27 protein-coding genes are annotated in these 26,388 nt (G+C 42.0%); 7 read left to right on the top strand and 20 right to left on the bottom strand.

The genetic code is table 11. From position 1 onward, the window contains the following. Positions 1 to 216 precede the first annotated feature (216 nt). Positions 217 to 1,314 (top strand): N-acetylglucosamine-6-phosphate deacetylase, encoded by a 1,098-nt coding sequence (gene nagA / locus KXJ59_RS03340; RefSeq protein ID WP_295201144.1) that lies wholly within the window; start codon positions 217 to 219, stop codon positions 1,312 to 1,314. 62 nt (positions 1,315 to 1,376) lie between these two features. Here nagA and KXJ59_RS03335 read toward each other — a convergent pair whose 3' ends face one another. The 7 genes from KXJ59_RS03335 to KXJ59_RS03305 all read right to left on the bottom strand — a co-directional run bounded on the left by KXJ59_RS03335 (position 1,377) and on the right by KXJ59_RS03305 (position 6,784). Further along, on the bottom strand, positions 1,377 to 1,622 hold the full coding sequence (locus KXJ59_RS03335) for a type II toxin-antitoxin system ParD family antitoxin (protein ID WP_295201142.1): 246 nt from the start codon (positions 1,620 to 1,622) through the stop codon (positions 1,377 to 1,379). 213 nt (positions 1,623 to 1,835) lie between these two features. Further along, positions 1,836 to 2,294: an SRPBCC domain-containing protein gene (locus KXJ59_RS03330; protein ID WP_295201139.1), complete on the bottom strand. Its 459-nt coding sequence runs from the start codon at positions 2,292 to 2,294 to the stop codon at positions 1,836 to 1,838. Between the two features lie 25 nt (positions 2,295 to 2,319). Further along, a complete protein-coding gene (locus KXJ59_RS03325) occupies positions 2,320 to 2,508 on the bottom strand; it encodes a hypothetical protein (RefSeq protein WP_295201136.1) in 189 nt (62 codons plus the stop codon). Positions 2,509 to 2,519: 11 nt separating this feature from the next. Continuing rightward, entirely contained in the window at positions 2,520 to 3,047 is a 528-nt protein-coding gene (locus tag KXJ59_RS03320) for a hypothetical protein (RefSeq protein ID WP_295201134.1), read from the bottom strand. Positions 3,048 to 3,280: 233 nt separating this feature from the next. Then, positions 3,281 to 4,759, bottom strand: a complete 1,479-nt coding sequence (locus KXJ59_RS03315; RefSeq protein ID WP_295201131.1) for a S41 family peptidase — start codon at positions 4,757 to 4,759, stop codon at positions 3,281 to 3,283. 5 nt (positions 4,760 to 4,764) lie between these two features. Next, positions 4,765 to 5,799, bottom strand: a complete 1,035-nt coding sequence (gene thiL, locus KXJ59_RS03310) for a thiamine-phosphate kinase (RefSeq protein ID WP_295201126.1) — start codon at positions 5,797 to 5,799, stop codon at positions 4,765 to 4,767. Between the two features lie 199 nt (positions 5,800 to 5,998). Then, entirely contained in the window at positions 5,999 to 6,784 is a 786-nt protein-coding gene (locus KXJ59_RS03305) for an inositol monophosphatase family protein (protein WP_295201123.1), read from the bottom strand. Positions 6,785 to 6,973: 189 nt separating this feature from the next. On the opposite strand from KXJ59_RS03305, the gene KXJ59_RS03300 reads away from it, so the two are divergent. The 6 genes from KXJ59_RS03300 to mtgA all read left to right on the top strand — a co-directional run bounded on the left by KXJ59_RS03300 (position 6,974) and on the right by mtgA (position 12,473). Beyond that, complete coding sequence (locus KXJ59_RS03300) at positions 6,974 to 8,173, top strand: glycosyltransferase family 2 protein (RefSeq protein ID WP_363265639.1); 1,200 nt, start codon at positions 6,974 to 6,976, stop codon at positions 8,171 to 8,173. Positions 8,174 to 8,234: 61 nt separating this feature from the next. Further along, on the top strand, positions 8,235 to 9,767 hold the full coding sequence (locus tag KXJ59_RS03295; RefSeq protein ID WP_295201118.1) for a GH3 auxin-responsive promoter family protein: 1,533 nt from the start codon (positions 8,235 to 8,237) through the stop codon (positions 9,765 to 9,767). Beyond that, positions 9,767 to 10,390, top strand: coding sequence for a peptidylprolyl isomerase (locus tag KXJ59_RS03290; protein WP_295201115.1), 624 nt, complete (start codon positions 9,767 to 9,769; stop codon positions 10,388 to 10,390). Before KXJ59_RS03295 ends, KXJ59_RS03290 begins: the two co-directional genes overlap by 1 nt. Before the next feature lie 77 nt (positions 10,391 to 10,467). Continuing rightward, on the top strand, positions 10,468 to 11,112 hold the full coding sequence (locus tag KXJ59_RS03285; protein ID WP_295201111.1) for a LysE family transporter: 645 nt from the start codon (positions 10,468 to 10,470) through the stop codon (positions 11,110 to 11,112). Positions 11,113 to 11,168: 56 nt separating this feature from the next. Beyond that, positions 11,169 to 11,729, top strand: coding sequence for a hypothetical protein (locus KXJ59_RS03280; protein ID WP_295201107.1), 561 nt, complete (start codon positions 11,169 to 11,171; stop codon positions 11,727 to 11,729). An 18-nt stretch (positions 11,730 to 11,747) separates the two neighbouring features. Beyond that, positions 11,748 to 12,473, top strand: coding sequence for a monofunctional biosynthetic peptidoglycan transglycosylase (gene mtgA, locus KXJ59_RS03275; RefSeq protein WP_295201105.1), 726 nt, complete (start codon positions 11,748 to 11,750; stop codon positions 12,471 to 12,473). A gap of 1 nt (position 12,474) precedes the next feature. Here the strand turns inward: mtgA and KXJ59_RS03270 are convergent, their stop codons facing one another. The 13 genes from KXJ59_RS03270 to KXJ59_RS03210 all read right to left on the bottom strand — a co-directional run bounded on the left by KXJ59_RS03270 (position 12,475) and on the right by KXJ59_RS03210 (position 26,121). Continuing rightward, on the bottom strand, positions 12,475 to 13,068 hold the full coding sequence (locus KXJ59_RS03270) for an ATP-binding protein (RefSeq protein WP_295201101.1): 594 nt from the start codon (positions 13,066 to 13,068) through the stop codon (positions 12,475 to 12,477). 27 nt (positions 13,069 to 13,095) lie between these two features. Continuing rightward, positions 13,096 to 13,464 (bottom strand): four helix bundle protein, encoded by a 369-nt coding sequence (locus KXJ59_RS03265; protein ID WP_295201098.1) that lies wholly within the window; start codon positions 13,462 to 13,464, stop codon positions 13,096 to 13,098. Between the two features lie 101 nt (positions 13,465 to 13,565). After that, positions 13,566 to 14,207: a nicotinamide riboside transporter PnuC gene (gene pnuC, locus KXJ59_RS03260; RefSeq protein WP_295201096.1), complete on the bottom strand. Its 642-nt coding sequence runs from the start codon at positions 14,205 to 14,207 to the stop codon at positions 13,566 to 13,568. 58 nt (positions 14,208 to 14,265) lie between these two features. Continuing rightward, positions 14,266 to 14,937, bottom strand: coding sequence for a DUF4377 domain-containing protein (locus tag KXJ59_RS03255; protein WP_295201093.1), 672 nt, complete (start codon positions 14,935 to 14,937; stop codon positions 14,266 to 14,268). Positions 14,938 to 15,183: 246 nt separating this feature from the next. Then, positions 15,184 to 15,717, bottom strand: coding sequence for a DinB family protein (locus tag KXJ59_RS03250; protein WP_295201091.1), 534 nt, complete (start codon positions 15,715 to 15,717; stop codon positions 15,184 to 15,186). 174 nt (positions 15,718 to 15,891) lie between these two features. Beyond that, positions 15,892 to 16,491, bottom strand: coding sequence for a NifU family protein (locus KXJ59_RS03245; RefSeq protein WP_295201089.1), 600 nt, complete (start codon positions 16,489 to 16,491; stop codon positions 15,892 to 15,894). Between the two features lie 127 nt (positions 16,492 to 16,618). Further along, positions 16,619 to 16,846, bottom strand: coding sequence for a hypothetical protein (locus KXJ59_RS03240; protein ID WP_295201086.1), 228 nt, complete (start codon positions 16,844 to 16,846; stop codon positions 16,619 to 16,621). Between the two features lie 171 nt (positions 16,847 to 17,017). Further along, complete coding sequence (locus tag KXJ59_RS03235; RefSeq protein ID WP_295201083.1) at positions 17,018 to 17,839, bottom strand: hypothetical protein; 822 nt, start codon at positions 17,837 to 17,839, stop codon at positions 17,018 to 17,020. 17 nt (positions 17,840 to 17,856) lie between these two features. Then, complete coding sequence (locus KXJ59_RS03230; protein WP_295201080.1) at positions 17,857 to 18,489, bottom strand: c-type cytochrome; 633 nt, start codon at positions 18,487 to 18,489, stop codon at positions 17,857 to 17,859. 349 nt (positions 18,490 to 18,838) lie between these two features. Next, on the bottom strand, positions 18,839 to 19,471 hold the full coding sequence (locus tag KXJ59_RS03225) for a response regulator transcription factor (RefSeq protein WP_295201078.1): 633 nt from the start codon (positions 19,469 to 19,471) through the stop codon (positions 18,839 to 18,841). A 645-nt stretch (positions 19,472 to 20,116) separates the two neighbouring features. Next, positions 20,117 to 20,734, bottom strand: coding sequence for a hypothetical protein (locus KXJ59_RS03220; protein WP_295201075.1), 618 nt, complete (start codon positions 20,732 to 20,734; stop codon positions 20,117 to 20,119). 168 nt (positions 20,735 to 20,902) lie between these two features. Further along, positions 20,903 to 21,904 carry a PorP/SprF family type IX secretion system membrane protein gene (locus KXJ59_RS03215; protein ID WP_295201072.1) on the bottom strand — a complete coding sequence of 334 codons (1,002 nt, stop codon included), beginning with the start codon at positions 21,902 to 21,904 and terminating at the stop codon, positions 20,903 to 20,905. Between the two features lie 80 nt (positions 21,905 to 21,984). Continuing rightward, positions 21,985 to 26,121, bottom strand: a complete 4,137-nt coding sequence (locus tag KXJ59_RS03210) for a PKD domain-containing protein (RefSeq protein WP_295201069.1) — start codon at positions 26,119 to 26,121, stop codon at positions 21,985 to 21,987. Positions 26,122 to 26,388 lie beyond the last annotated feature (267 nt).

The following is a 26,388-nucleotide window of genomic DNA, read 5'->3' as shown; positions in this document are numbered from 1 at the left end:
AGAAAACAGAAGAACAAGCCTGCCCTGAGTTTACCGAAGGGAGAAATATCCAATATTGAATTTCGAAGTTGGACGTTGGACATTTGATATTGGACATTATTGCCTTCTTTCTAAAAAGGTCTATGCGTTTGAGGATGTTTATATCGCTACTCTTTACCAGTGCCTTGAGCGAAAAATGAATTGAAGCAGGATTGATCAAAATAATAAGAAAACTTTATGCGCGAACGCAATACCTATTTTGCCAACCGATTATTTACCGGCAACAAATGGCTGGAGCAGCAGGTAGTGATTACCGAGCGTAGTGCCATTGTAGATATTATTCCCGCTACTGTAATGCACGAACCCTATACGGCTCAGTTCTCCATTATTGCTCCGGCATTTCTCGATATTCAGATTTATGGTGCACACAACCGTTTGCTATCTGCCTATCCCGAACCCGCTTCACTGGAATTATTATATGATTACTGTAAGAAAGGCGGTGCTGCCTATTTTCAGCCTACGGTGGCCACCAATAGTTACGATGTATTTAAACAGGCCATCGATGCTGTTGCTGCTTACCAGAAAAGTGGCGGTAAAGGTTGTATAGGTTTGCATATTGAAGGCCCCTGGATCAACCCGCTGAAAAGAGGCGCCCACCTCGAAACCTTTATTCATATTCCCGATCTCGAACAAACAAAAGCTTTACTGGACTACGGAAAAGGTATTATTACCATGATTACACTGGCGCCTGAAATTTGTCCGGTAGAAGTATTAAACCTCATCAGGTCATATGGTATTGTTATCTCTGCCGGACATAGCAACGCCAGCTACCAGCAGGGTATTGAAGCTTTTAACCATGGTATTGAAACAGCTACACATTTGTTTAATGCCATGAGTGCCCTGCAGCACCGTGAACCCGGATTGGTAGGTGCCATTTTCGATCATGAAACGGTGATGTGCAGTATAGTACCCGATGGTTATCATGTAGATTTTGCAGCGATCCGTATTGCCAAGAAACAAATGAAGGAAAGATTATTCGCCATTACCGATGCTGTTACCACCACCACAAGCGGGCCCTATCCGCACCAGCTCAATGGCGATAAATATGAATCGAATGGAACACTGAGTGGCTCTGCTCTCACTATGGCCGCCTGTGTAAAGAACCTGGTACAAAAAGCACATATTCCTTTAGATGAAGCCTTGCGTATGTGCAGTTTATATCCGGCACAGGTAATGGGTTTATCACACAGAACGGGGAGAATTGAAAAAGGGTATAATGTGGCGATGGTGGGGTTAAGTGAAACCTTGGATGTGTTGAAGGTGGTGGATGAGTGAGGGGAGGGATAGACCATGGTTTATGGTCCATAGCAGGAAGGTTATGCTTCGTCAATACCTTACTAATTCACGTATTTGTCATGAAGACTATTGATAAAGTTTTTACGATCTGTTTTACCAATGAATCCTGATTCCTCGCCTTTCGTAAGCTCTTGAGCTAATAAAGTTTTATACTTTCCCTTTTGTTCAAATAGTCGCAGTGCGGCTATTACCACTTCACTGGCTGATGAAAATCGTCCACTCGCTATTTGGTGTGAAATAAAATTGTCGAAGTAATCGCCGAGTAAGATGGATATATTCTTTGTCATAAAAGTATTTTTCGAATTTAAATATACCAATAATCCGAATTTCTTAAACCCCGAATTCGTCAACGATTTTTTTTAGATTCCCTGGAAAATCAATCAAATAGAACGGGGGGATTGAGAAAGAGTATAATGTAGCGATGGTGGAGTTGAGTGAGTTGTGGTTGATGGTCCATAGTAAAACATTCCTGCTATGGTCTATGGACCATGGACCACAAACTACCCCTCACATACTTCTTTTAACTTATTCAACGCCTTGGGATAGTGTTCGTTCATATAGTCTACAAAATCTTCTGTTGTATCCAGTTCAACAGTAACTACAGTAATGCCATTGTTTTCATCAAAGGAATAATTTTCCAATGCACCTGCCCATTTTTCAACTTCCGGCCCTTCTGTTATTTCTTTACCACCTGCTAAAAGACCATAATGACGAATGGAAACAAATTTATCAGATATATTTTCTGCTATTTCAGCAACCATACCCCCCTTCTCTCCTTTCTCATCTGTTCCAACAAAAAGCATTTTGTTGCCCTTATTCCAGCTACCCTCATAAGTAGATGTGGGATTAAATAGAGCAGTCCATTGTTCATAGGTTGACTTATTGCTCATGCCAAGCATACAATCATACACTTTATTTACAGGTGCATTAATGCTTACCTTGAATTGTAATTTTTTCATGCTGATTAGCCGTTTGCAAATTAGGTTACGCCAATACCTTTTTCCTGCCTGTAGTTTTCGTCAGGGTTTTTGTTGTTGGTTTTTGTACTGGCATTTTTTTTCCAGTTGCTTTGTAGTAAGCAATAATTTCACTAATTCGTTCTCTATCAGCCACCGTTAGCGGTGTTGACTCTACAACAAAATCAACGCCTGCCGGTTCTTTTATATATCCCATTTCTTTGTGATTTAAATTGGAAAATATTTTTTAATCAGTTTAAATGCTTCCTGTGGAAATATCATCATTCTATGTCCACCAACATGTGTTGCACCTAAAGTTTTTTCATAATGCTCAATCAATTTTGTCTTAGAAGTAAAAGAAACGAAGCCTTGATAACCTTTATCCCACGAAGATTTACAAGCAAAGGCAAACAAATTACCTGGAACACCTTCATAAAGTTTATTCTTACCTAAGTTAAACGGCGAACTCTCAATAAGGTGTAAATAGAAATGATCATTGTAATCGCTGATACTTAAAAGCCCTTGAATAATATCAGGATTGTTTCTAATTGTAAGCTTGAAAATTTGTCTGTCTGTTAGTTTAAATTCACTTGCCCAATTAAAAAGCCATCCATTTTTCTTGATAGTATTTTTCAAATCGGTTTTTGATACAGGATGAACATCAGTGGGAAAACTATCACCAGATATAGTATTGACTATGCTGTTTGTTAACTTGTCAATCTCAATTTCTAAGTGATATTTCGTTTGTTTTGCCACTTCTCAAAGATACAAAAAACAGCTATAAATAGGAGCCGGTAGACTGTTCTGACCGCTACTCTTCTATATAGTTTCTCCGAGAAACGAGGGGATACTGCACCGGCTTACACATAGGAAATATAAAAATAAGCGGTGACAGTGGGAGACAATATGGGTAATAAGATTAATTGTCCATAGTCAATGATAAAAACCTTCCTCCTATGGTCTATCGACCATGGACTATAGACTATACACTACTGCCCAATCATCTTCCTCACTTCCTTTATCTTAATATCATAGCCTTCACGAATAGCCTGCGATGAGGGTTTGATTATTACATCGGGCATAATGCCTCTACCTTTAACACGGTCTTTATTCATTACCAAACGATACATGGGCAGACTCACCACTATACCCGAATTGGGCAGCGTAATTTTAGGAATATGCATGGCAGAATTACCATAATAACCACCGCCTGTTTCTTCCCCCACTACTTTTACATTCTCTTGCCCCTGTAGCTGTGAAATAAACATAGTAGATGCAGAAAATGTATACCCACCCTGTATTAAATATACTTTACCGTTGAAGTGATTGGTTGTTGAAGGAGAGTAATAATGGCGCTCATATCTCCTGTAATGAATTTTCCCATCTTTTTCTTTTCTTGCACCAAAATTCATCGCCATCCAGTAAATGAATGTGGGTTTTATATAACGACCATATTCAAATTTCCGGCTGATGGCCGCTACCGTATCACCAACCTTAAAAGGTTTATCGGTCAGGTATTGCGTGAGCCTGATGCTGTTACTTACATTACCACCACCATTCTCCCGCAGATCAATCACCAGATTTTGTATGGCTAATCTGGAAAGTGTTTTAAATGACCTCCTGAAAAAACTTTTTAACCGCCCACCCGTAAAAGTAGTGAGCCTGATAAATGCCGTACTCGCCGCCGTATCAATTACCATACTTCTTTTATTCAGCAGGTTGAGTTGTCGTATTTCCCTCCTTGTTAACATTGATCCTCTTGTTTCTTGTCTCCCTTGTCTGCTTGTGTCAACAACAGGTCTGTATGCTTTCACCCTGGTTTCTTTTTCTATACCGGTTGAATCAATGTACCGGATGGTATAGATGGAATCTGCATCACCCAAAATGGTTTTATACCAGCCCGGGAAATTACCGCTAATGACCTGGCTCTTATGATTTACCCCATAACCATCTGTACTGATATACTGATAGATGGTATCAAGCAACTGCACCGGTGTTTGCTGGTTGATGGCTGTTACAATGGTTCCTCTTTTAAAAATACTATCGTTACGGTAAGCACTGCCCAATACCACCAAACTGTCATCCCACACTTTCAATGCCAATGGAAATTGCGGATACCGGTATATAGAGGCTACTTTACCATAGGCTTTTGAGAAACGCACTGTTGTATGTCCACACCTGATGCGTGCCACCAGTTTCGATAAACGATTCTTGTAATCGGGTTCATTCAGTGAATCGGTAATACCGGCTATTGTTTCCTGGAAATAATAATCAATACTGTCTTTGGATGTGTACCAGTACAAACTCGGGTGATTGGCTTCCAGTATTTTCTTCAACAGCACAATATCTTCCACCAATGGGGCCGGTGCCATTTTGGGTAAGGGCGGTATAATGCGTTGTGCATGGGTTTGCACAGACAGACCCATCATCAGCACAATGGTTGTTACAATGAGGCGGGCTGTCTTCATAGGTATTATTGCTGAAAAGCATTCCAGCCCTGTGCAGTAATATTAAAGCTGTTACCTCCCTTGGTGAGTAGTTTACAACCTTCTTCCAGTTCGGTCATATAGCCAATTACACTGATTTCTTCATTGAGGGTAATCTTATCATGGTCCTCCTGTTTCAGGGTAAAGATCAGTTCATAGTCTTCTCCGCCATTCAGCGCACAAACTGTAGGATCGAGACCAAACTTAAATGCTGCTTTTCTGCTGTCGTCGGCTATGGGTAATTTTTCTTCGTAGATACGACAACCGAGATTGCTCTGTTTACAGAGGTGTAACACTTCACTGCTGATGCCATCGCTCACATCCATCATAGCAGTGGGCAGGATATTGTTTTTTTCAAAAAACTCAATGATATCTTTTCTGGCTTCCGGTTTTAACAGTCTGCCCACTATATAACTTTCGTTTTCAAGATCGGGTTGTACCTGTGGGTTCTCTAAATAAATTTTCTTTTCTCTTTCCATCAGCGTGAGACCCAGAAAAGCGCCACCCAGATCGCCACTCACACAAATCAAATCACCTTTCGATGCCGTACTTCTTTTTATAAACCGATCGGGTGTTACTTCACCAATGGCTGTAACAGAAATAATCAGTCCTTTCTGAGAAGTAGAAGTATCACCACCTATCAGGTCAACCCCGTGTTTTTCACAGGCTATATGAATGCCTTCATACAGTTCGTTCATGGCTTCGAGGCTGAAGCGGTTGCTCATGCCAATACTCACAGTAATCTGTGTGGGTGTGGCATTCATGGCATAGATATCGCTCAGGTTTACCATCACGGCTTTATAACCCAGGTGTTTCAACGGAGTATACATGAGGTCGAAATGTATGCCTTCCAGCAACAGATCGGTACTGATGACCGTTTGTTTCCCAAAATGATCTATTACCGCTGCATCATCACCCACACCCAATATGGTAGAGGCATTATGCGTTTCGAAATTGCGTGTAAGATGATCGATTAAACCAAACTCACCCAGGCTTGTTATTTCAGTTCTTGTTTCGCTCATATAATTAATATCAAATAATGTCCAAAGGACTCCCTTCGGGGAATATCCAATGTCGAACTTCGAAATTGGATATTGGATATTTCTCTGTTTCTATACGTTTTTTTTCTAAGGCCGATACACATTCTCCAATACTTTGGACATTCCTTATTTCTCTGTTCCTCTGTTTCTCTGTTTCTCTGTTCCTCTGTTTCTCTGTTCCCTAAACCCCTTCCACCGCTGCGCCATTCACTATTCTCACCAGTTCATCGTGTATTTTTCCATTGGTAGCAATAATATGCGGCTGGTAGGGAGAATAATGGTCGCCTTTAAAATCTGTAACCTTACCACCCGCTTCCTCCACCATTAAAAATCCTGCTGCACTGTCCCAGGCCTGCAATTTATGCTCATAAAAACCATCAAAACGACCGGCAGCAACCCAGCAAAGATCAATAGCGGCACTACCTAATCTTCTTACCGGAACACCTTTTCTGATGAGTTTTTCAAAAACCTGCAGCGGTCCGTTTGCTGTATCGAGATAGGTATAAGGAAAACCCGTTACCAGACAGCTTTTGATGACTTCTGTTTTATCGCTCACCTGAATTTTCTTATCGTTCAGCGTAGCACCAAACCCTTTCTGTGCAAAGAAAAACTCATTGATGAAGGGGTTGTACACGGCACCCAGTATCATTTGTCCGTCCTGTTCAATGCCAATACTTACGCAGCAAATAGGAATACCGTTGGCAAAATTCACCGTACCATCTATCGGATCAATGATCCATTTATAGGCAGAGTCCTGCACAATTTCACCCGTTTCTTCACTCAAAATATAATGATCGGGATAATCTTGCCTGATCACTTCAAAAATGGCTTTTTCTGCCGCATGATCGGCTTCTGTTACCAGGTTATTGACCCCTTCTTTATTACTGATCTTGAACTGACCATTAAAAAACCGCTGTAATTCCGCAGCACCGGCTTCGGTTGCTTTAATAAGTGTTTGTTTCAACATGGGGCAAAAGTAACGAACCTGAGGGGAAGAGACAAGGAACAAGGGGAAGAGAGAAGATGCAAGGCACAAGACGCAAGATACAAGAGATGGAGAAGAGAGAAGATACAAGGCACAAGACGCAAGATACAAGAGATGGGGAAGAGGGGTTCATGGGTCGGGAACGGGGAACAAGAGGCAGGGTGAGGAAAGCTGCTTATTATTGCAGAAGAAAATCATTATCTGGAGCTGAGCGTTATCATAGTAAACTATCGGGTACCTGTATTTCTTGAACAGTGTATTATTACCGTGAAGAAAGCCATAGAGCAGCTGTCGGCCGAGATTATTATTGTAGATAATGCTTCGGAAGATAACAGTATTGAACAGTTGAGCTCTCTGTTTCCTGATATTCGTTTTATTCGTTCTGCTGAAAATATTGGTTTTGCAAGGGCCAATAACCTCGGGTTAAGTCATGCAAAAGGCCGTTATGTTCTTTTCCTCAATCCCGATACCCTCGTTCCGGAGAACACTCTGGTACATTGTGTACACTTCTTGGCACAACATGATAACTGTGCTGCCGTTGGTGTAAGAATGATCAATGGGTTCGGACATTATTTACCCGAAAGTAAAAGAGCAAAACCCACATTACTCAATACCTTTTTTAAATTAACAGGTGCAGCGGCTTTATTCCCACAATCGGGTTTGTTTAACAGGTATGCGCTCGGACATTTATCTACTCATGAGCAACACCCCATTCAGGTGCTGGCGGGTGCTTTTATGATGGTGAAAAAAAATGTACTGGATCAGTTGCAGGGTTTTGATCCTGATTTTTTTATGTACGGCGAAGATGTTGACCTTTCGGTACGTATTCACCAGCTTGGACATACCATCTATTACCTCGGCGATGTTTGCATTGTTCATTATAAGGGACAGAGTTCGCGTAACAGAACACAAAAACAGAACCACATTTTTTATAAAGCCATGCGTTTGTTTGTAAACAAACATTATACAGCAGGAAGTTTACTGGTTCCCTTTATTTTTCTGGTGCAGTGGATAGCCGCATTGCGTAAACTGTTTTTTCCGCCTCTTTCTGTTATGCCCCTATTAAACAGGGCCGGCACTGCTTTTATTGTTGGTGATACGAAAGCATACAGACAGGCCATCAGCATACTTGAGAAAAGAGCGCAAACAGCGATTGTTACAGGTAGCATTGCGGTTCATGAAACAGGTGATCAGCAAAGCAGCTCTCTTACAGACCTCACCACACTATGCAGGCAGCAACAGGTAAAACAAATCATTATTTGTATACCCGATTTATCTGTACAGGAAGCCACACAAATAATGGAACGGTTAAAAGGTTTGTTTTTCAGGTTTGTCTTTGTAGGGTCAGAATCATTGCCATTTAACAACTGATACAATAAGTTTTACAGCTTTTGCTGTAGTTTCGTATATTCATTTAACCTGAGTTCTAACGATGTCTATCCTTGATATAAAATTGCCTAACCGTATTCTTAAAGCATTGAGGTTGCCGCAGAACAATCCGCGCAGGCAACAGATCAGGGTATTAAAAAAATTACTGCGGAAAGCAAGGTTTACCGCTTTTGGTCAGCAATACCGTTTCGATGAGATCCTGCTCTCCAAACATCCGGGGAAAAAATTCCAGGAACTGGTACCTACCTATAACTATAATAAAATACACAAAGACTGGTGGCATAAAACACTGGAAGGCATTCCCGATATCTGCTGGCCCGGTAAAATCCGGTACTATGCATTGAGTAGTGGTACCAGTGAAGCGGCCAGTAAATATATTCCCGTTACCAACGACCTGCTAAGTGGTAATAAGATTGTAATGATCAAACAACTGCTGAGTCTGCGTAACTATGAGAATATTCCTTACAGTTCTATTGGTAAAGGATGGCTCACACTGGGTGGCAGTACCGATTTACAGAAAGAAGGACCCGGTTATTATGCCGGTGATCTGAGTGGTATTACCCAGAAAAAAGCCCCCTTCTGGTTCCAGCCTTTTTATAAACCGGGGAAGAAAATAGCCAAACAGAAAGACTGGAATAAAAAACTCGAAGAAATTGTAGATAAAGCCCCTGAATGGGATATTGGTTTTCTCGTAGGTGTTCCTGCCTGGATTCAGATGTGTATGGAAATGGTGATTGAGCGTTACAAGCTCAATAATATCCATGAAATGTGGCCCAATCTTGCCTTTTTTGTACACGGCGGCGTAAGTTTTGAACCTTATAAAAAGGGATTCGAAAAATTACTGGGCAAACCCATCACCTATATTGAAACCTATTTAGCCAGTGAAGGTTTTATTGCTTACCAGGACCGCCAGTTTGCAAATGGCATGAAACTGGTTACCAGCGAACATATTTTCATGGAGTTCGTGCCTTTCGACGATAAGAATTTTGATGCAAATGGCGATATGATTGATGATCCCGAAGCACTTATGATTCATGAAGTAGAGGAGGGAAAAGATTATGCACTACTCATCAGCACTTCTGCAGGCGCCTGGCGGTATATGATTGGCGATACGCTTCGTTTTGTTGACAAAGAAAAATGTGAGATTGTTATTACCGGACGCACCAAACATTTCCTGAGCCTGGTAGGTGAGCACCTGAGTGTAGACAATATGAACAAAGCCATTCAATTGGCCAGTGAGCAGATGAATATCTGTATCCCCGAGTTTACCGTGGCGGGTGTACCTTATAACAGCTTTTTTGCGCATCACTGGTTTGTGGCCTGTAACGACCAGGTAGACAAAACCCAACTGGTTCGCCTGATTGATGATAAACTGAAAGAACTGAACGACGATTATGCTGTTGAAAGAAAAAGCGCACTCAAAGAAGTACTGCTGGATGTGTTGACAGAAGAACAGTTCATGGAATTTATGCGATCAAAAGGCAAAGTAGGTGGTCAGCATAAGTTTCCCCGCGTATTAAAAGGAAAGATGCTTGAAGACTGGCAGGCATTCTTAAAAAAAGAACTGGTATCCTGATGAAATATTTCTTTTCCCTCTTATTATTTGCCACACTCAATGCAGGTGCACAGGCACCCAATATTGGTATCTTAAAAAGAAAAGCACCCGAAAGTTTCCAGGTATTATTTAAAACCAGCAGAGGAAATTTTATACTGGAAGCATACCGTCGCTGGTCGCCCGCGGGTGCCGACCGTTTATACCAACTGGTACTTACCGGTTATTATGACCTCAATGCTTTTTTCAGGGTAGAACCCAATTATGTGGTGCAGTTTGGTATTTCAGATGATTTTGAAGCCAATTTATTCTGGCACCAGAAAAGACTTAAAGACGAACCTGTTTTACAGTTACACAAAAAAGGAATTGTAGCTTTTGTACGCGACCGTGCCAATAGCAGAGCCACACAGCTCTTTGTGAATATGAAAGATAATCCGGCACTCGACACCATTGTTCGTGAAGGTGTAAAAGGGTATACCCCTGTTGGGAAAATAATTAAAGGCATGGATGTATTCACACAGCTCTACAGTAATTATGGTAGAAAGCCGGCCACACTTCAGGATTCTATTTATGTACGTGGCAATGCCTATTTAGCCGAAAATTTTCCGGAGCTTGATATCATTATCTCGGCAAGAATCATCCGGTAAGTTCATCCGTTAATCAAAACAGAAAGGTTTTTTAAAATTATCCGCTTATTTTAGGTGCATAACCCAATGAACGCTGAATGATAGCTCCGCTGCTTAAAGGACTGATACTGGGTGTTATTCTCAGTATCTCTGTTGGCCCCGTCATCTTTGCCATCATCAAGCAAAGTATTAATAACGGGCATAAAGCAGGTTACCTGTTTGTAGCAGGTGTATCTGCCAGCGATATTACACTGGTGCTGGTCTGCAATTTCTTTACCGGTCTTTTTAATACTGCCCTTTCCTATAAAACACCGATTGCTGTTGCCGGTAGTATTTTTTTAGTGGCCGTAGGTATTTATACCCTTTTCTTTAAAAAAGTTCATGTGGATGAGGAGAATAAACTCGCCATCAAAAATTTCAGGAAAAGAGATTATGCAGCCATTTTTCTTTCCGGGTATTTTATGAATATGCTCAACCCGGGTGTATTTCTTTTCTGGTTTGCCTGGACCACCCTCATCATGGCCGATTCTCAAACAGCCGCTCATCCGGGAGAATACCGTTTTATTGTGTTTACCACCTGTCTGGTATTTGTATTACTGTCTGATATTTTAAAAGTGGTACTGGCAGGAAAATTACGTTCCCGTCTCACGGCAAAGAATCTGCATTTCATCAACAAACTTTCCGGGCTCATCCTTATTGGTTTTGGCGTGGCCCTCTGCTGGGGGGTATTGGCACTGCTCTGATAGGTTTAACAAAGGCTTATAGAAAATCATTCCTTTCCTGTTTATCTTTCCGGTACATGAGACCCGTTTTGCTGCTGCTTATTTTTGGTTACTGTTTCCATTGCAACACATGGGCACAATCTGGCGTACTGGTATTCAAGAAAAAAAACCAGAATATACAGAGCTGGGTAAAAGAAGACTATATCCGTTTTCAGTATGTAACCACACAATGGCTGGAGGGAAGAATAAAACGCATTGAGCGTGATTCTGTTTTTGTAAACTGTTATATAACCCGTCAGGTAGCCAACCAGTTTGGTTTTGCCATAACCGATACTTCCTGGTTTGGTATAATGGGTATTCATGTATCGGAAATCATTGGCATGCCCGGTAACCGTTATAAAAGTGGCCTGTTTACCAATGGATCTTTATTAAAAATTGGTAGTGCCGGTTATATTTTCCTGAACCTGTTCAACAGTCTCGAAAACGGGGAAGCTGTTTTCGCCTCGCATAACCTCCGGAATATTGGTATTGCGGCGGGTGTTTTTTTAATCGGACATTTGCAGTCGCTTAAATACAAATCCTATATACGTATGGGAAAGAAATATTCCATGCAGATCATTTCCGGTCAAAAGGGTTAAATAGTATCTTGTTCTTTCATGACACAAAAAAGATCCCTCGCAAAAAGAACCTGGCGTTTTATCTGGCGCACCACTCTTTGTTTGTTTCTTACATCGCTGGCTTATATTATTATCTGCCGCTGGGTGATGCCACCTATTACCATCACACAGTTATCGGATAGTTTTTCGCATGGTTTACAACGCGATTATATTTCCTGGAACCAGCTTCCGTATAATATAAAACTGGCGGCCATTGCCAGTGAAGACCAGACCTTCCCCGATCATGGTGGTTTCGACTGGGATGCCATTGAAAGAAGTATGAAACCCAGGAAGAAAGGAAAGAAAACAAAAATTCCATTGGGTGGCGGAGCAAGTACCATTACACAACAGACTGCCAAGAATGTTTTTCTCTGGCAGGCAGGAGGTTTTACCCGATATATCAGAAAAGTACCCGAACTCTATTTTACCAAAATGATTGAATGGATCTGGGGCAAAAAACGTATCCTTGAAGTATACCTCAATGTAATTGAAATGGGGCCGGGCGTATTTGGTGTGGAAGCGGCAGCCAGAAAATATTTTGGGAAACCGGCAGCAAAATTATCGCGCGCCGAAGCTGCAATGATCATTGCCAGCTTACCCAATCCAAAAAAGTTTTTACCCAAACCCATGAGCCGTCGTGTAGCATGGCGTTATCCGCAGATATTAAAACAAATGCAGAATATTGAAGATGATGAAGACCTGCAACAGTTATTAAAATCGAAATAGTTTATACAGTACTAATCAGCTTGTCAACTGCTGTAATAGCTTGTTGTAAACGCTCTTCATAATCGCCTGAAATTTCTACCCAGGGTATTTGCTGGTTGATCATGATATCGCGATAAATTTGATAGAGCTCCTGTCTTGGTTTTTCATCCGGATACTCTCTTAATACATCATCTGTCCACGGAAGATCAGGTTTACAAAGTAAATAGAGATCGTATTTACGGTGTACAATTTCATCCAGTATAAAGTGATGACATTTCTGAAACACATATTCGCACCATACTTTCATCACATACATATCGGTATCAATAAATAAAAGAGGTGCATGTTTTTGTGAGCGAAGTGTTTTTGTATTCACCCACCGTTTTTCGACCATGGACCATGGACCATGGACCATGGCTTCATATTCCGCCTCAAGTGCCAGTTGCCCTTTTGCAATGGTGAGCAGGTCGTCGTAAGTATAGTCCATACCATTTGTCATTAAATATTCACGCGCAAATTCGGGGCACCACTGTGTATGGTAATGCTGCGCCAGCAATTCACACAGTGTGCTTTTGCCGGTCGACTCTGGTCCTAGTATTACGATCTTATGAATCATGAATATTGAATAAACAATTTCGAACGATTAAGTTTTGGCTGTTTTATTTTTTTGAGTTGTCGTAATACTTTTAGAAAAAATTGAAATCAATTCAATTGTTTCAGCGACTATAGCATTCAACTCATTGTCTTTATACCATTCCATTTGGTGAATAATCAACAAATTATTTTTAGTTTCTCTAAGTTCCCTCAGCGCGATTTTAAGTTTATGAATAAAATCATTTCTTGATTCGGCAGATTGCGCTTCTCCATAATTTAAAGCCGGAGCCGTTGCACTCCTGATTAACTGACCAGATAAATGTTTACCTGCAAAAGAGGTTGGCAACTTCTCAGCCAGCCTGATGGCGGATACACTAAATTTTATCAGTCGCTGTTCAAGATCAAATTTCCTTTCCATCTTTTATAAATTGATGAAAAGCAAAATACCAAAGACCTGTCAGGTATTGATAGCGTAGAAATACCCTATTTTATGCTATCCCCTTCATCATTCATTATTCATTATTCAATATTCTGCTGTTTTTCTGCCCGTTTTTTCCATTCAATTAAACCCGCAATTGCGAGGATTAATAAGATGAAAAACTGCACGCTGGTAAAAACATATCCTTTTACAAAATACAACGGAATAGAAGCCATATTTGTTGCGATCCACCAGATCCAGCTTTCTGTTTTTTTTCTGGCCATCAGCCACATACCTGTATAAGCTGAGGCACTCGCAAATGCATCGGCCCAGGGAATGGCTTCGGGTGCAAACCCTTTTTGTAACCAGGTAAGTAATACAAAAAGCAAGAGATAGAAAGCACCAAAAAAAGCCAGCTGTTGTATCCATTCTTTTTTTGAGCTGTTGGTGATATGGAGTAGCAGTGTTTTTGTATGCGCGTCTTTTTTTGTCCAGAGCACCCATCCATATACACTCATCACCGAATAATAAAAATTCACACTGGCTTCGCCGAATAATTGTCCTTTTATACTGAGATAGATATAAATAATGGTGTTGATGAGTCCAACAGGATACACCAGTATATGTTCTTTTCTGCTGAACCATACACTCGCAATGCCTGCTAATACTGCAATAAATTCTAGTGGGCCGGTTTGTTGTATACCGCTGATAAACTGGTTGATTATTTCCTGTACGCTCATCATGATACAGCAAAATACAGATTCAATCCTAAACCGTCATGAATGAAGCTGCTATGGTGCTTTAGTTTTCGGGGATATTAAACTGCAAAAGAAGTTCCTGGTCTTTATACAATTGCAGGAGACCGCTGTTAAACTGGTAGCGGTTTACAGCAGAAAGATGTTTCAGGTAAAGCGATTCTATCTGCATATCCATACAGGCCATTTGTGTAGAGCCTACGCCCGATATGGATAATTTACCATTGTCAAATATTACCCTTCCGAAATACCGGTTACAACCGGCTCTGCCAGATATTCTGCCTGTTCTTTTGTCGAAGACAATATCGGGAATGCTGTTACCACTTACCTGTTCCATCTTTCCGTTTTTGCTGATTCTGGCAAGTGGTAATAATACCTGATCGGGAATGGGAATGCTTTTCTGCACATAAGTCTTCGATCTTTCTTTGCTGAGCACTTTTATCAGGTAATAAGTATAGGCAGAACCATCGGCGGGGGGTCTTTCTCTTTTCACCCGCATGATTTCGAGTTTATAGTTATAGCCTTCCTCATAAGTAAACCCGTCGATACCCGAATAAAACAAAGCATAAGGTTCGTCCGGTTTTTCCTTCACCTGTAAACAGGGTCTGTTGCTCACGCCATAGCAGTCTGCCTTGGTATCTGCCACATAAAAAATAGTACGCTGTGCAGCCAGTGACGAAACAAATAACAGCAATAATATCGTGAGCTTAACTTTCATTACAACCAAATATTAGCAAACAGCATACCATAAGCGAAGATTGTCCATTCTTTTAACAGATTCCCTGAGTTAGAACGCAGGAACAGGTTGTTTTATTGAATAAGGGAGCAGGTAGTTCGGATGAAAATTATTCATCCGTGGGCAGACAGTTATTTTTCCAAGCCGGTAATCATCATTCACCTGAAAGTCTGCCGATCACTGTACTAATATACATATATCGGCATAGACAAGATACTATTCACCTGCTCAAACCAGTAAAACGAGTCCGTGCTGAATACTTTTTTTGTGGTGAGAAGCATGGTAGGCCGTAAAATAAATCATTTCCCGAAGGGTAATCATACCCAGTAAGGGGTGGGGTAATACGTATTTATCCAATGCAGATTCATTGTAACTAAGTGTTCTCCGGGTAAGCTTTGTGGTTAAGGTATTGAGCTGCTGGAGTAATTTCTCCTTATCTGAAACCGGAATATCGGGAGGTGGAACAAAGGGTGCTGAAGCTCTTCCGCCAGCCTGAAGTTTAATATGGTAACGGTCAACCAGTGCATCATAGGTTCTGGAAGGGCGGTTGGCCACACCAAATCGCCAGCTCAGTATAAAAGAAGGTATGGCAAAAGCACTGTTTACCGGTGCAACGCTTTTAATCAAATGATCTACCTGTTGAAGTGCGTTCCATTTTCCGGCGGGGGCGTGTAACAATGCACGATCATCAAGTTGAGAAACCAGTTCTATCAGTTGCGCATAATGCTGACGCAGCAACTGTACCATTGCCTCTTTCTCCATGTGATATTTTTTGCAGGGTTCTGTGAACAAATATAGCAGATGTTGGCTTTTGTAGCGCAAACAGTTGGTTTTAGCCCAACACATTCATTCTTTGCCTGTTTGTGCAGGATACTGATCATAAAAAAGCGTTGTACCTGATTGGATACAACGCTTAAAAAAACCAAACACAATATTTTATTCGGCCTCGGCCACTACTTCTTTTACTTCGGGTATCATGCGTTTCATCATGCCTTCAATACCTGCTTTCAGGGTAATCATGGAAGAGGGACATCCGCTGCAGCTTCCCTGTAACATCAGGTTAACCACACCTTCATTATAACTTTTGAACTGAATGGCGCCGCCATCCATTTCAACGGCGGGTTTCACATAGTTTTCCAGCAGTTCTTTTACTCTTTTTACAATATCATCATCATCAGCGCTTACAGTGTTACTGGCTTCCTGTTTTATTTTAGCCACTTCTTCTTCATTCACCACTACACCACCATTCTCTAAATATTCTTTCAGGAATTCTTTAATGGTAGGAATTACATCCTGCCAGTCTTCTGTATCTGCTGTTTTGGTAAGGGTCACAAAATTGCTGGCGATAAACACACTCCTGATAAAAGGAAAACTGAATAATTCCTTCGCCAGTGGAGATGGGCCTGCCAGTGCTTCTTCAGCAAAATCGATGCTCTTGCCCGGGTACAGCAGTTTGTTTGCTACAAACTTCATAGTTTCCGGGTTCGGGGTCATTTCCGTATAAATACTGATAACGGGATTGCCTGTTTTAATCATACACTTTGCTTTTAACAACGGTAAGCATCTGCTTATCGCCCTACAAAAATAGTCAAAAGCGAGTGCATAGCAGGATTTTCACGATATGGGCGGGGGGCTTTTTTCGGATATCGAAAACCTCGAACATTTACCAGAGTTCGAACCTGGTAGACCCTTCCAGAATAGATGCATCTCTTTTTACCCCTTGTTTTGCCTGGGTAAATACGGGACGATCCACCGAACGGGGAATGGAAAATGTACTTACACCGCCTTTATTCCGGGGCTGTGGGTACAGGGTTGATTGGTTGGGGGCAGCCAATACAACACTTGCCATACAGAGCAAGTAGCGTACTAAATTTTGGAATGCTGCTTTCATGTTTATTTTAATTACTCAGCAAAAGTATTCCTGTTTATGCGGGTTTGCAACCACACAAATATGTGAAATGCACGTTTTTGCAGGTTTAAGAACCACATGAAAAACCCCGACTCAGGAGTCGGGGTTAGTTTACACAGGAATATTGTTTATAATGTACTGAAAAACAATTGCTTAATACTCAAATGTGGTTTCAGACAGTTCATCCGGCAGGCCGGTTTCTTTGGTAACTGTTTTTCTTTTAATCGGATTTCCATCTGCATCATAGGTATAAGTATGTGTTACCGTTGCATATTGCTGACCCGTTTTATCGTAATGCTTTTCTGTAAGCGGGTTATTGGGTATGCTGATCAGTGAAGGCAGGTATGGATTGTTTTCAAACAATAAGCTGGTATTGCGCTTATCGTCGTAAGAACTCATTTCATACACATCTGTTTTTTCCAGTACCCCACTGGTATAATCTCTGTACCAGGTACTCATGGTTTTAATATTTCCATTGGTATAATAATCAACCTCAAAACGCATACCCGGCGTGGTGCTGATGGGGCCTGCAAAACTGCTGAACACATCGGTACGCCATAAACGACCTTCTTTATAGGTATATTCATAATAAGCAATCACCACATTGTTGGGTGTAACCACTTCTACTTTGGTAATATCTGCACCCGTATACGTGTACTTGAATTTTGTGCCGTCGGTTAAAGACATGTCTACCAGTTTATCGCCATTATAGGCAAGCAGGTAAACATTGGTATCATCGCCACTGCTGGTTTTCTCTACAGTGGTTATTTTAGACGGTTTTCCTGCGGCGTTGTATAAAACAGCGAGGTAACTTCCATCATCATAACTGATCTTACTCAGCTTTTTCTGGTTATTCGGCGTACCCGGATCAACGGGTATATCCGGATCAAATTCTTTGGTACAGCCCACTGCCAGTAATACAACTGCCAATAAACCAGCCATTGCTTTCATCATCTTTTGCAAATTTGCTTTCATCTTCATTTAACTTTTATCTATTTAACAACCTTTATTTCATTGGGCGGTATGGGTGCGGGTACACGATTGCTGATAGCAGGTAATGACATCAGGTAATTGTATACCGAACTCAAATCCTCATCCGTCATTTTAGCCACCATATACCAGGGCATGGGTGGCATTACCGGACGACCTCCTTCCTGACCCAGGTGCTTACCTGTACGGATGGTTTTTACAAACACTTCTTCTGTCCAGTTACCAATACCCGTTGCTTCATCAGGTGTGAGGTTGGCGCCAAATGTCATACCCCATGGACCTGCAAAAGCGGTAATATCGTGCGACATTTTTACCCAGCTCTGGTCTTTGGCCAGTGCTTCGCTCAGTGAAGGGATTCCTTTTTCTGAAGGATAACCCGACATCAGTCTGGTGGTATCAGGAACAGGGCCCATGGGTGTCATGATTTTCGGAGAATGACAATCGTTGCATCCGGAAACGGTTACTAAGTATTTTCCGCGGGCAATCAGTTCGTCTTTTTCTTTCTGACGGAATTCAGTGATGTCTTCTTTTTTGGTTTCGCTCTGGTTGCTTCCGGCTTCGCTGCAGGCTGCAACAGTGGCTACAATCGACAATACAATGATGGTCAGTTGCAGGGTTTTGTTTTTTAGTGTCATGTTGTTCGTATTATGGTATTCGTAAAATCGGATCGCTGATTTGATCCGGGAACAAACATAAACCCGCAAAAGCCTGCAAACTATCACACAAAAATGTGGTTGGGATGAAGGGAAGGTGGGAGGGGTGGGAGGTGAATGGTGAGTGGTGAGTGGTGAAGTCCGGGAGTCTGAGAGACCGGAAGACCGGAAGTCCGGAAGTCCGGAAGTCCGAAAGTCGGAAAGATGATTGATTTACTAAAGAAACCTCCGTGCAACTCTGTGGTTAACCACGGAGTTACACGGAGGTTTTCTATACATTCAAGTTTCTTCCGGACTTTCGGACTTTCGGTCTTTCGGTCTTTTCCTCTCCCTAAACAATCTTATTCCTGAAAGCCTTGGCCACTGCTTCGCTCTTACTGTTTACGTGGAGTTTCTCGTAGATTTTTTTGATATGGGAACGAACGGTATCAATGGCAATAAACATTTCTGAAGCAATCATTTTATAGCTATACCCGTTCACGAGTAATTGCAATACCTGTTTTTCTCTTTCGGAGAGGTCATAGTCTTCACCCTTTTCATTATTGAGCGAAGAAAACATTTTTAATACCTGTGTGGCGATGGAGGAAGTCATGGGAGCGCCGCCTGTTTGCGCTTCCTGAATGTATTCGAGCAGTCGGGCCGGGGGTGTTTTTTTCAATACATAACCATTGGCGCCGTTGCTGATGGCATCGAATACATTTTTATTGTCGTCGAATACAGTGAGCATCAGAATTTTTACATCGGTATCTATTTCACGTATTTTTTTAAGACCCTCAATACCATTGGTGCCGGGCATATCAATATCCATCAGTATCACATCGGGTTTAAAAGCCTGCACTTCATCTTCTACATTATTACAGTTCTTAAAGGCAGATAATACTTCAAATCCGTCAGACCCGTTAATGAGCATGGTAAGTCCTTCACGTAACTGGGGGTTGTCTTCGTAAATCAATAATTTGGTCATAAGGTCTTTTTGCGTGTACAAAGCTAACAGATGCAGGCTTTGTTGCCTATCGCATAATAATGTTAGGGAGTAGTGAGTAATGAGTAGTGAGTAAGTAGTTTCAAACACTCACTACTGACTACTCACTACTCACTACTCTTAAAATTACCATTCCCCACCACCATCTCAAAATTTCTGCCGGTAAAACCACATACTTATGTGATGCTTTTTTTAACATGGCAAACGGGTTTCACTGACAAGCGGCGGTAAATGAGGATGAAATGTATGCTGTGTTAAAAATGCATTCCTGCACAAACATGCAGGCCCCATCTTTCACATTCATATGCGGTTGAACAGGCTGTTTTTCCGATGCATTTTTGCATCATCAAACAAACAAACAAATAAACAAAGCACATGAAAGGAAAATTCATTACCACAGCACTGATTATCGCAGTGATATCAGGTGGTAAAAAAGCAACAGCCCTCTAATCCAGGAATCTATAGCAATATACCGGCCCTGCCCGTAAGCAGGGCCCCTGAAAAGGGCTACATCCGTTGTTGGTCGCCGACCAACAACATCAACATTGGCAAGTTTGGGTTTTTATAAGCAGTATGTTAGAAGCAGAGCAACAGGTTACACAACAAGTGTGTAACCTGTTCTCATTTTTAGTAGGTATTGGAAATTTTATGCAAGAGTAAATCAGCAGGAGTATTATTACCCGATGCAGTTGGTTTACTGTTAAAAGCCTTTATTAAGCATGGCAGATAAGCTCCGTTTTTTAAGATGCCCCTCTCTTTATTATTTGCTGCTAATTGCAGCTCACAATATATAGATCCATCTAAGCTGGTAATATTTGTTGGAAAAGATATAAGCAGCCTGTTTTCCATTGCATATCCATACAATTCTGTTCGCACTGCACGTTCACTATTCAGAGAAGCCGGTACAGTGCTTTCTACCAACTGCCCCTGTCTGATAATGGTATAATAACAAACAATATCAGACTGAATTACAGTAACATCCTTTGTTGTTGCTGCTTTTCCGGGCATCATTGTAATGGTAAACGTATCTCTGTTATCATTTACCCACTGCCACTTGCCATAATAGACTTTCGGGTCGTCTCTTTTTATAGCCGGAACACTTGCAAGATTGGTGATCGGATACTCTTTTAGGGTAACAAGGCTTTTAATAATTGTATCGCCACCCATAGAAGTATGCGCAGATACCACATCATTAAACCCACATAACAATAGAACTATAGCATAACAAGTTTTAACCTTTTGCATAAACAGCCTTTGTACTTTAAAAATACAACTATTGTTAGCGGTTGGTAGAATTTGATGTGATACAGGAAACTGTTTGCGGAGGGAGTAGTGAATGGTCAATGGTAAATCGTGAATGTTTATGTCTCCTTACTCCCGATTGACCATTCACCATTGACGATTCCCTATTCCCTAAAAAAAACAAGGAATACTATTCCGCCTGTCTTTCTGGTTGAAGAAATAAATAAAAGACAATTCACTGCTACCGGTAAAGCCATTGGCTTTTTTGAGATCGGAATGGGTGATATCGTAACTGATGCCTATCTGGTAATTACTTGTTCTCAGTCCGATATACGGATACACTGCATCTTTCACCCTTAACCAGGCACCTGTATACACATGTGCATCCATATCGCCAATACCCCAGCCATAAGCCATGCCTACAACTGTCTGGTTATTACTGGCCTGCTGCATAAAATTACTGCTGAAAAAAAACTGATCTCGATCATTCACCTGTAAAAGTCCACTTGCATGAACCGCATAACGCCTCGCAATCCTGCTGTTCTGTGCACTGAAAAAACTCAGTGATGGCCGGAGCAGATGATACACCGATGCACCTACATTAAAATTATTACCCGCTTCATCACCATAATTGTACAATAGCCCGATATTCAGATCGGTATAACCCACAGATCGGTTGTTGATGGTTTCGCCACTGGGCACCGACAAATCGAAACCACTGCTGGTAAACTGGTTGGCAAAACTTATTTTACTGAAGTCAACCACATGGCGTGCATATGCCGCCTGTATACCAATACCGATCGATTGGTTACCATCAGCATCCAGTCCTTTATTGAATCCGGTTGATACCGCTATATAACTGTTCTTGTAAACGCCTGCTCCTGCCTGGTCGTACATAGCCTGTATACCCAGCCCCCATTTATTATTGGTGCCTATTTTATTTTTCATGATACGGGTATCAAAAGAAATAGCCCCTGTCTGGTATGGCGAACTGATATTGGCCCACTGGTTGCGATAATTAATGGCTAATCTGTGCGCCCCATTAAAATAACCCGTGAGTGCAGGATTGAATGTAAGCGGAGAACTATAATACTGAGAAAAATAAGGATCCTGTGCATGCAGTACACCACTGCAGCAGATGAGTGTGAATAATATGATTGATTTTAGCTTCATTTGTTTTAGTCCATGGTCGATGGTCTATAGTCCATAGAAAGAAGCATTTCTGCTTTATCATGGGCTATGGTCTCTCTCTCCTACTGCAACAACAACACCGTTCCCGTTTTCCTCACCACATTTCCCTGCAGGTCTATGGCTTCTGCTATCCAGGTATAAGTGCCGATGGGTTGCACCACACCAAGATACTGACCATTCCAGCCCGATTGTACGCTGCTTTCTTTGGTAGTAAAAATCATATGACCCCAGCGGTTGAATACACGGAAATAATTCAGTTGACGCATACCCACCAGTATCGGATAAAGCCGATCGTTTTGTCCGTCGTTATTGGGTGTAAAACCTTGTGGCACATAAATGTCTACACCCGGAATTACTTTCACCAATACCGTATCGGTAGTGGTGCAACCAATATCATTGGTAATGGCCACGGTATATTCTGTGGTGGTACTCACCCGAATACTGGGCGAAGCAATCTGGATATTACTTACCCCCGCTGCCGGCTGCCATAGAAAACTGGTACCAATGGCACGGGCCGTTACGGTGGCAGGAATATCTTTTAATACATCCACCTCTTTATAACGAACTGCCGGTAATGCCGATTGCACACGATAGGTTACTTCCGATGTTTCATTAAAGCTGCTGCATACCGGACTGGTAGCGGTTAAACGAACCGAGTAAGTACCTGCACTGCTATAAATATGTGAGGGAGAAAACTGGTTAGAGCTGCTGCCATCACCAAAATCCCATAACCAGTTGATGCCACCGCTGGCACTGGTTACTGATGTATTGTTGAAATTAGTAGATACCCCCGCACAGGCATTGCTAAGTGTAAACTGTACCGTTGGGGTGCTTAATAATTCAAGACTGATGGTATTGGCCGATACGGTTTCGCAACCCTGGGCCGAAATAAAACGAACAGCATAATTACCCGCCACGGTTGCATTATAAGTAGCCGCAGTGGCTCCGTTTATGGGCTGCTGATTTAATAACCACTGGTAACTGTTACCACCCGATGCGTTGAGTGTAAGCGCACTGTTTTCGCAGATAATATTACCTGCCGGTGTGGCCAATACGCCCTGTGGTGCCGCATTTATTTGTACGGTTACCGGTAACGCCCTTACACAGCCTGTGGTGGCATCGGTGGCCCTGATATAAAAAGTACCGGAACTGTTTACCGATTGCGCATTGGCAACAGGTGTGGTTAATGATGCATTGGAGAAATAGGCAAAACTCAAACCCGCACTGCTGCCTGCTGTTATATTGGCACTGGTTAAATTAATAACCTGTGGTGAACATACCGCAGCCGGATTATTTACCACCAGTGTTGGCAAAGGATTGATGGTTACCGTAACCGGCAACACCGCACTGCAGCCAGATACCGGTGTACCCTTAATATAATAAACACCCGATGTGTTTACTGCATTGGCATTATTGAGTTGGGTAGTAGCTGCGGCATTGGTAAAATAAGTATAGCTGAGTCCGGCGGCACTGCCGCTGGTAATGGCTGCAGCAGTAAGGTCTACTGTTTGTGGGGCACATACAGCAGCCGGTGTATTGATCTGCAGTACAGCAGGTGGATTGATGCTCACTACTACCGGTTGTATAACAGCACAATTGGTAATTGTATTGGTACCCCGTATATAATAGGTGCCTGCTGTACCGATGGCAAATGGCGTGGTGAGGGCCGTGGTAGCAGCGGCATTGGACCAGTAGGTATAATTTAATCCGCCTGTACTGCCTGTGGTGATGGCTGCTGCCGTAAGATCGACCGTACCGGGCGAACAGATGGCGGCGGGATTGGTAATGTTGAGGGTTGGATTTGCATTTACCGTAATGGTTACAGGGGCTGATGTATTTTGGCATCCATTGGCATCTCTTACCGTTACTGAGTAAGTACCTGATGTGGTGATATTGGTAATGGAAGCATTGGTTGATGCATTGCTCCATAAATAGCTGGTACCTGTACTCGATGTAAGATTTACGCTGCCACCTACGCAGAATGTTGTTGGTCCGCTTGGGGTGATTGTGGCGGTGGGCAAGGCGTTTACTGTTATAATCGTTGGAGTCGATGTAACTGAACAATTATTTGTATTCGTTACAGTTACTGTATAGGTTCCCGATGAAGCAATATTAGTAACAGACGGACTTGTTGATCCATTACTCCATAAATAACTTAATCCTGTTCCCGTATTCGCATTTAGTGTTACAGAACTGCCAGCGCAGAATGTAGTGAGTCCACTTGCTGTGATCGCTGACGTAGGTAACGCATTCACTGTAACAATAGTTGGAGCCGATGTAACTGAACAGTTATTTGTATTCGTTACAGTTACTGTATAGGTTCCCGATGAAGCAATATTGGTAATAGACAGATTTGTTGATCCATTGCTCCACAGATAACTTAATCCTGTTCCAGTATTCGCATTCAGTGTTACAGAACTGCCAGCGCAGAATGTAGTGGGTCCACTTGCTGTGATCGCTGCCGTAGGTAACGCATTCACTGTAACAATAGTTGGAGCCGATGTAACTGAACAGTTATTTGTATTCGTTACAGTTACTGTATAGGTTCCCGATGAAACAATATTTGTAACAGACGGATTTATTGATCCATTACTCCACAGATAACTTAATCCTGTTCCCGTATTCGCATTTAGTGTTACAGAACTGCCAGCGCAGAATGTAGTAGGACCGGTTGCTGTGGTAGTTGCGGTTGGCAATTGATTAACTGTTACTGTCGTTGATGATGTTTGTGCATTTACACATGCGGTTGCACTACTCTCCTGTACCGATACCAACTGATATGTAAAGGTTCCTGCTGTTGTTACAGGTACAGTTATGATTGCTGTATTGCCCGTCGAAGTAATCGTTTGATTCGATCCACTATTCAATGTGTAAATAAATGTGTATGGTGCTGTGCCTCCTATGCCCGTTAACGTTACTGTGGGGGCTGTACCATTTACACATACTGCTGCAGCTGAACTTCCAATCGTTGCTGTCGGTAATGGATTGACTGTTACTGTCGTTGATGATGTCTGCGCATTTACACATGCAGTTGCACTACTTTCCTGCACCGATACCAACTCATATGTCAGTTCGGCTGCTGTAGTTACCGGTACATTGATGGTAGCTACGCCTGCTCCATTTGTTGCAATCACCTGATTCGATCCCGCTACTCCATTCGTTAATAATCGGTACGTAACAGAATAAGGTGCTGTGGCTCCTGCTGCGGTTATCGTAACAGTGGGAATTGTTCCATTAACACATACAGCTGCGGCCGATCTCGTAATCGTTGCTGTTGGCAATGGGTTTATTGTTACGGAACTCGAATTTTCCAAAAAACACCCTGTAGATGAATTTTGGAGTCTAAGTGTTCCATTGTAAGTGGTGTTTGCTAATGCGGTTCCAGGTACAGTTACGGTTATTGTATTCGTTCCTGTATTATATGTCTGGAAGCCATCGTTGGTAAAACCGGCCGCTGTTGCAGTACCATCCCATATAATCCGGTACTGGTCCGGACCCCCACTGACACCGGAAAATGTAACACTAAAATTAGGTGTCCCCAAACAGACTGCAGGCAGAAACGGGTTAACACCGGTTGCATCTGGATTTGAATTTGTAACAATTGTGACTGATGAATTCTGCGCATTTATACAAGCTGTAGCACTACTTTCCTGCACAGATACTAATTCATAATTACGTGTCGCGGCTGATGACACTGTTGCAGAAAAACTAGCAACTCCCGCTAAATTTGATACGATAGTTTGATTAGAACCGGGTGTTCCATTAGTAATTTCCCGATAAGTAAATGTAAAGGGGGCCGTGCCTCCCAAACCTGTTAATGTAACAACTGGAGCTGTGCTGTTTACACAAGCCGTTAATGTATTTGCTGTAATAGTTGCGGTAGGCAAAGCTGTTACAGTGATTGTAGCACTGCTGCTAACACTTGAGTTAGTACAGGTTTCCGATAACGAATTTGCATCTACAACTGAAGTGAGGCTATAAGTAAATGTGCCCGCCACATTTGTGGGCGCTGAAATAGTTACCGTACCCGTCATAGTACCAGCACCCGTTGTAGTAGCAATTGCTGTTTGCGCCACACCATTCAGGTTATAAGTAATGGTATAAGGTGCAATACCTCCCACCGCCGTAATCGTTAATGTAGGGTTGGTTGCATTTTGACAAACAGTTAATGTGCCAGCAATACTTACACTGGGCATCATTACAACCATTATAGTATTACTATATAAAGTAACACCTGGGTTATCTGCTCTTGTAACTTGTCGCCTATAGTACCACGTACCAGTGATATCAGAATTATCTAATAAAGGCTTTGATGTCGAGAGATTTACTATGCCACTTGAAAATGTAGGGTCTTGAGATCTTTGCCATTGATATTCCTCAAATCCATTTTCAACAGAAACTGGAACAGTCTCCGTAAATACATGTGCTGCGTCCCAAACTTGACATTTTGTTCCTGTGATGGTGCC

Source organism: Sediminibacterium sp. (genome assembly GCF_019264485.1).
Taxonomy (GTDB): Bacteria; Bacteroidota; Bacteroidia; order Chitinophagales; family Chitinophagaceae; genus Sediminibacterium.
This window is presented reverse-complemented; position numbering and strand designations above follow the sequence as displayed.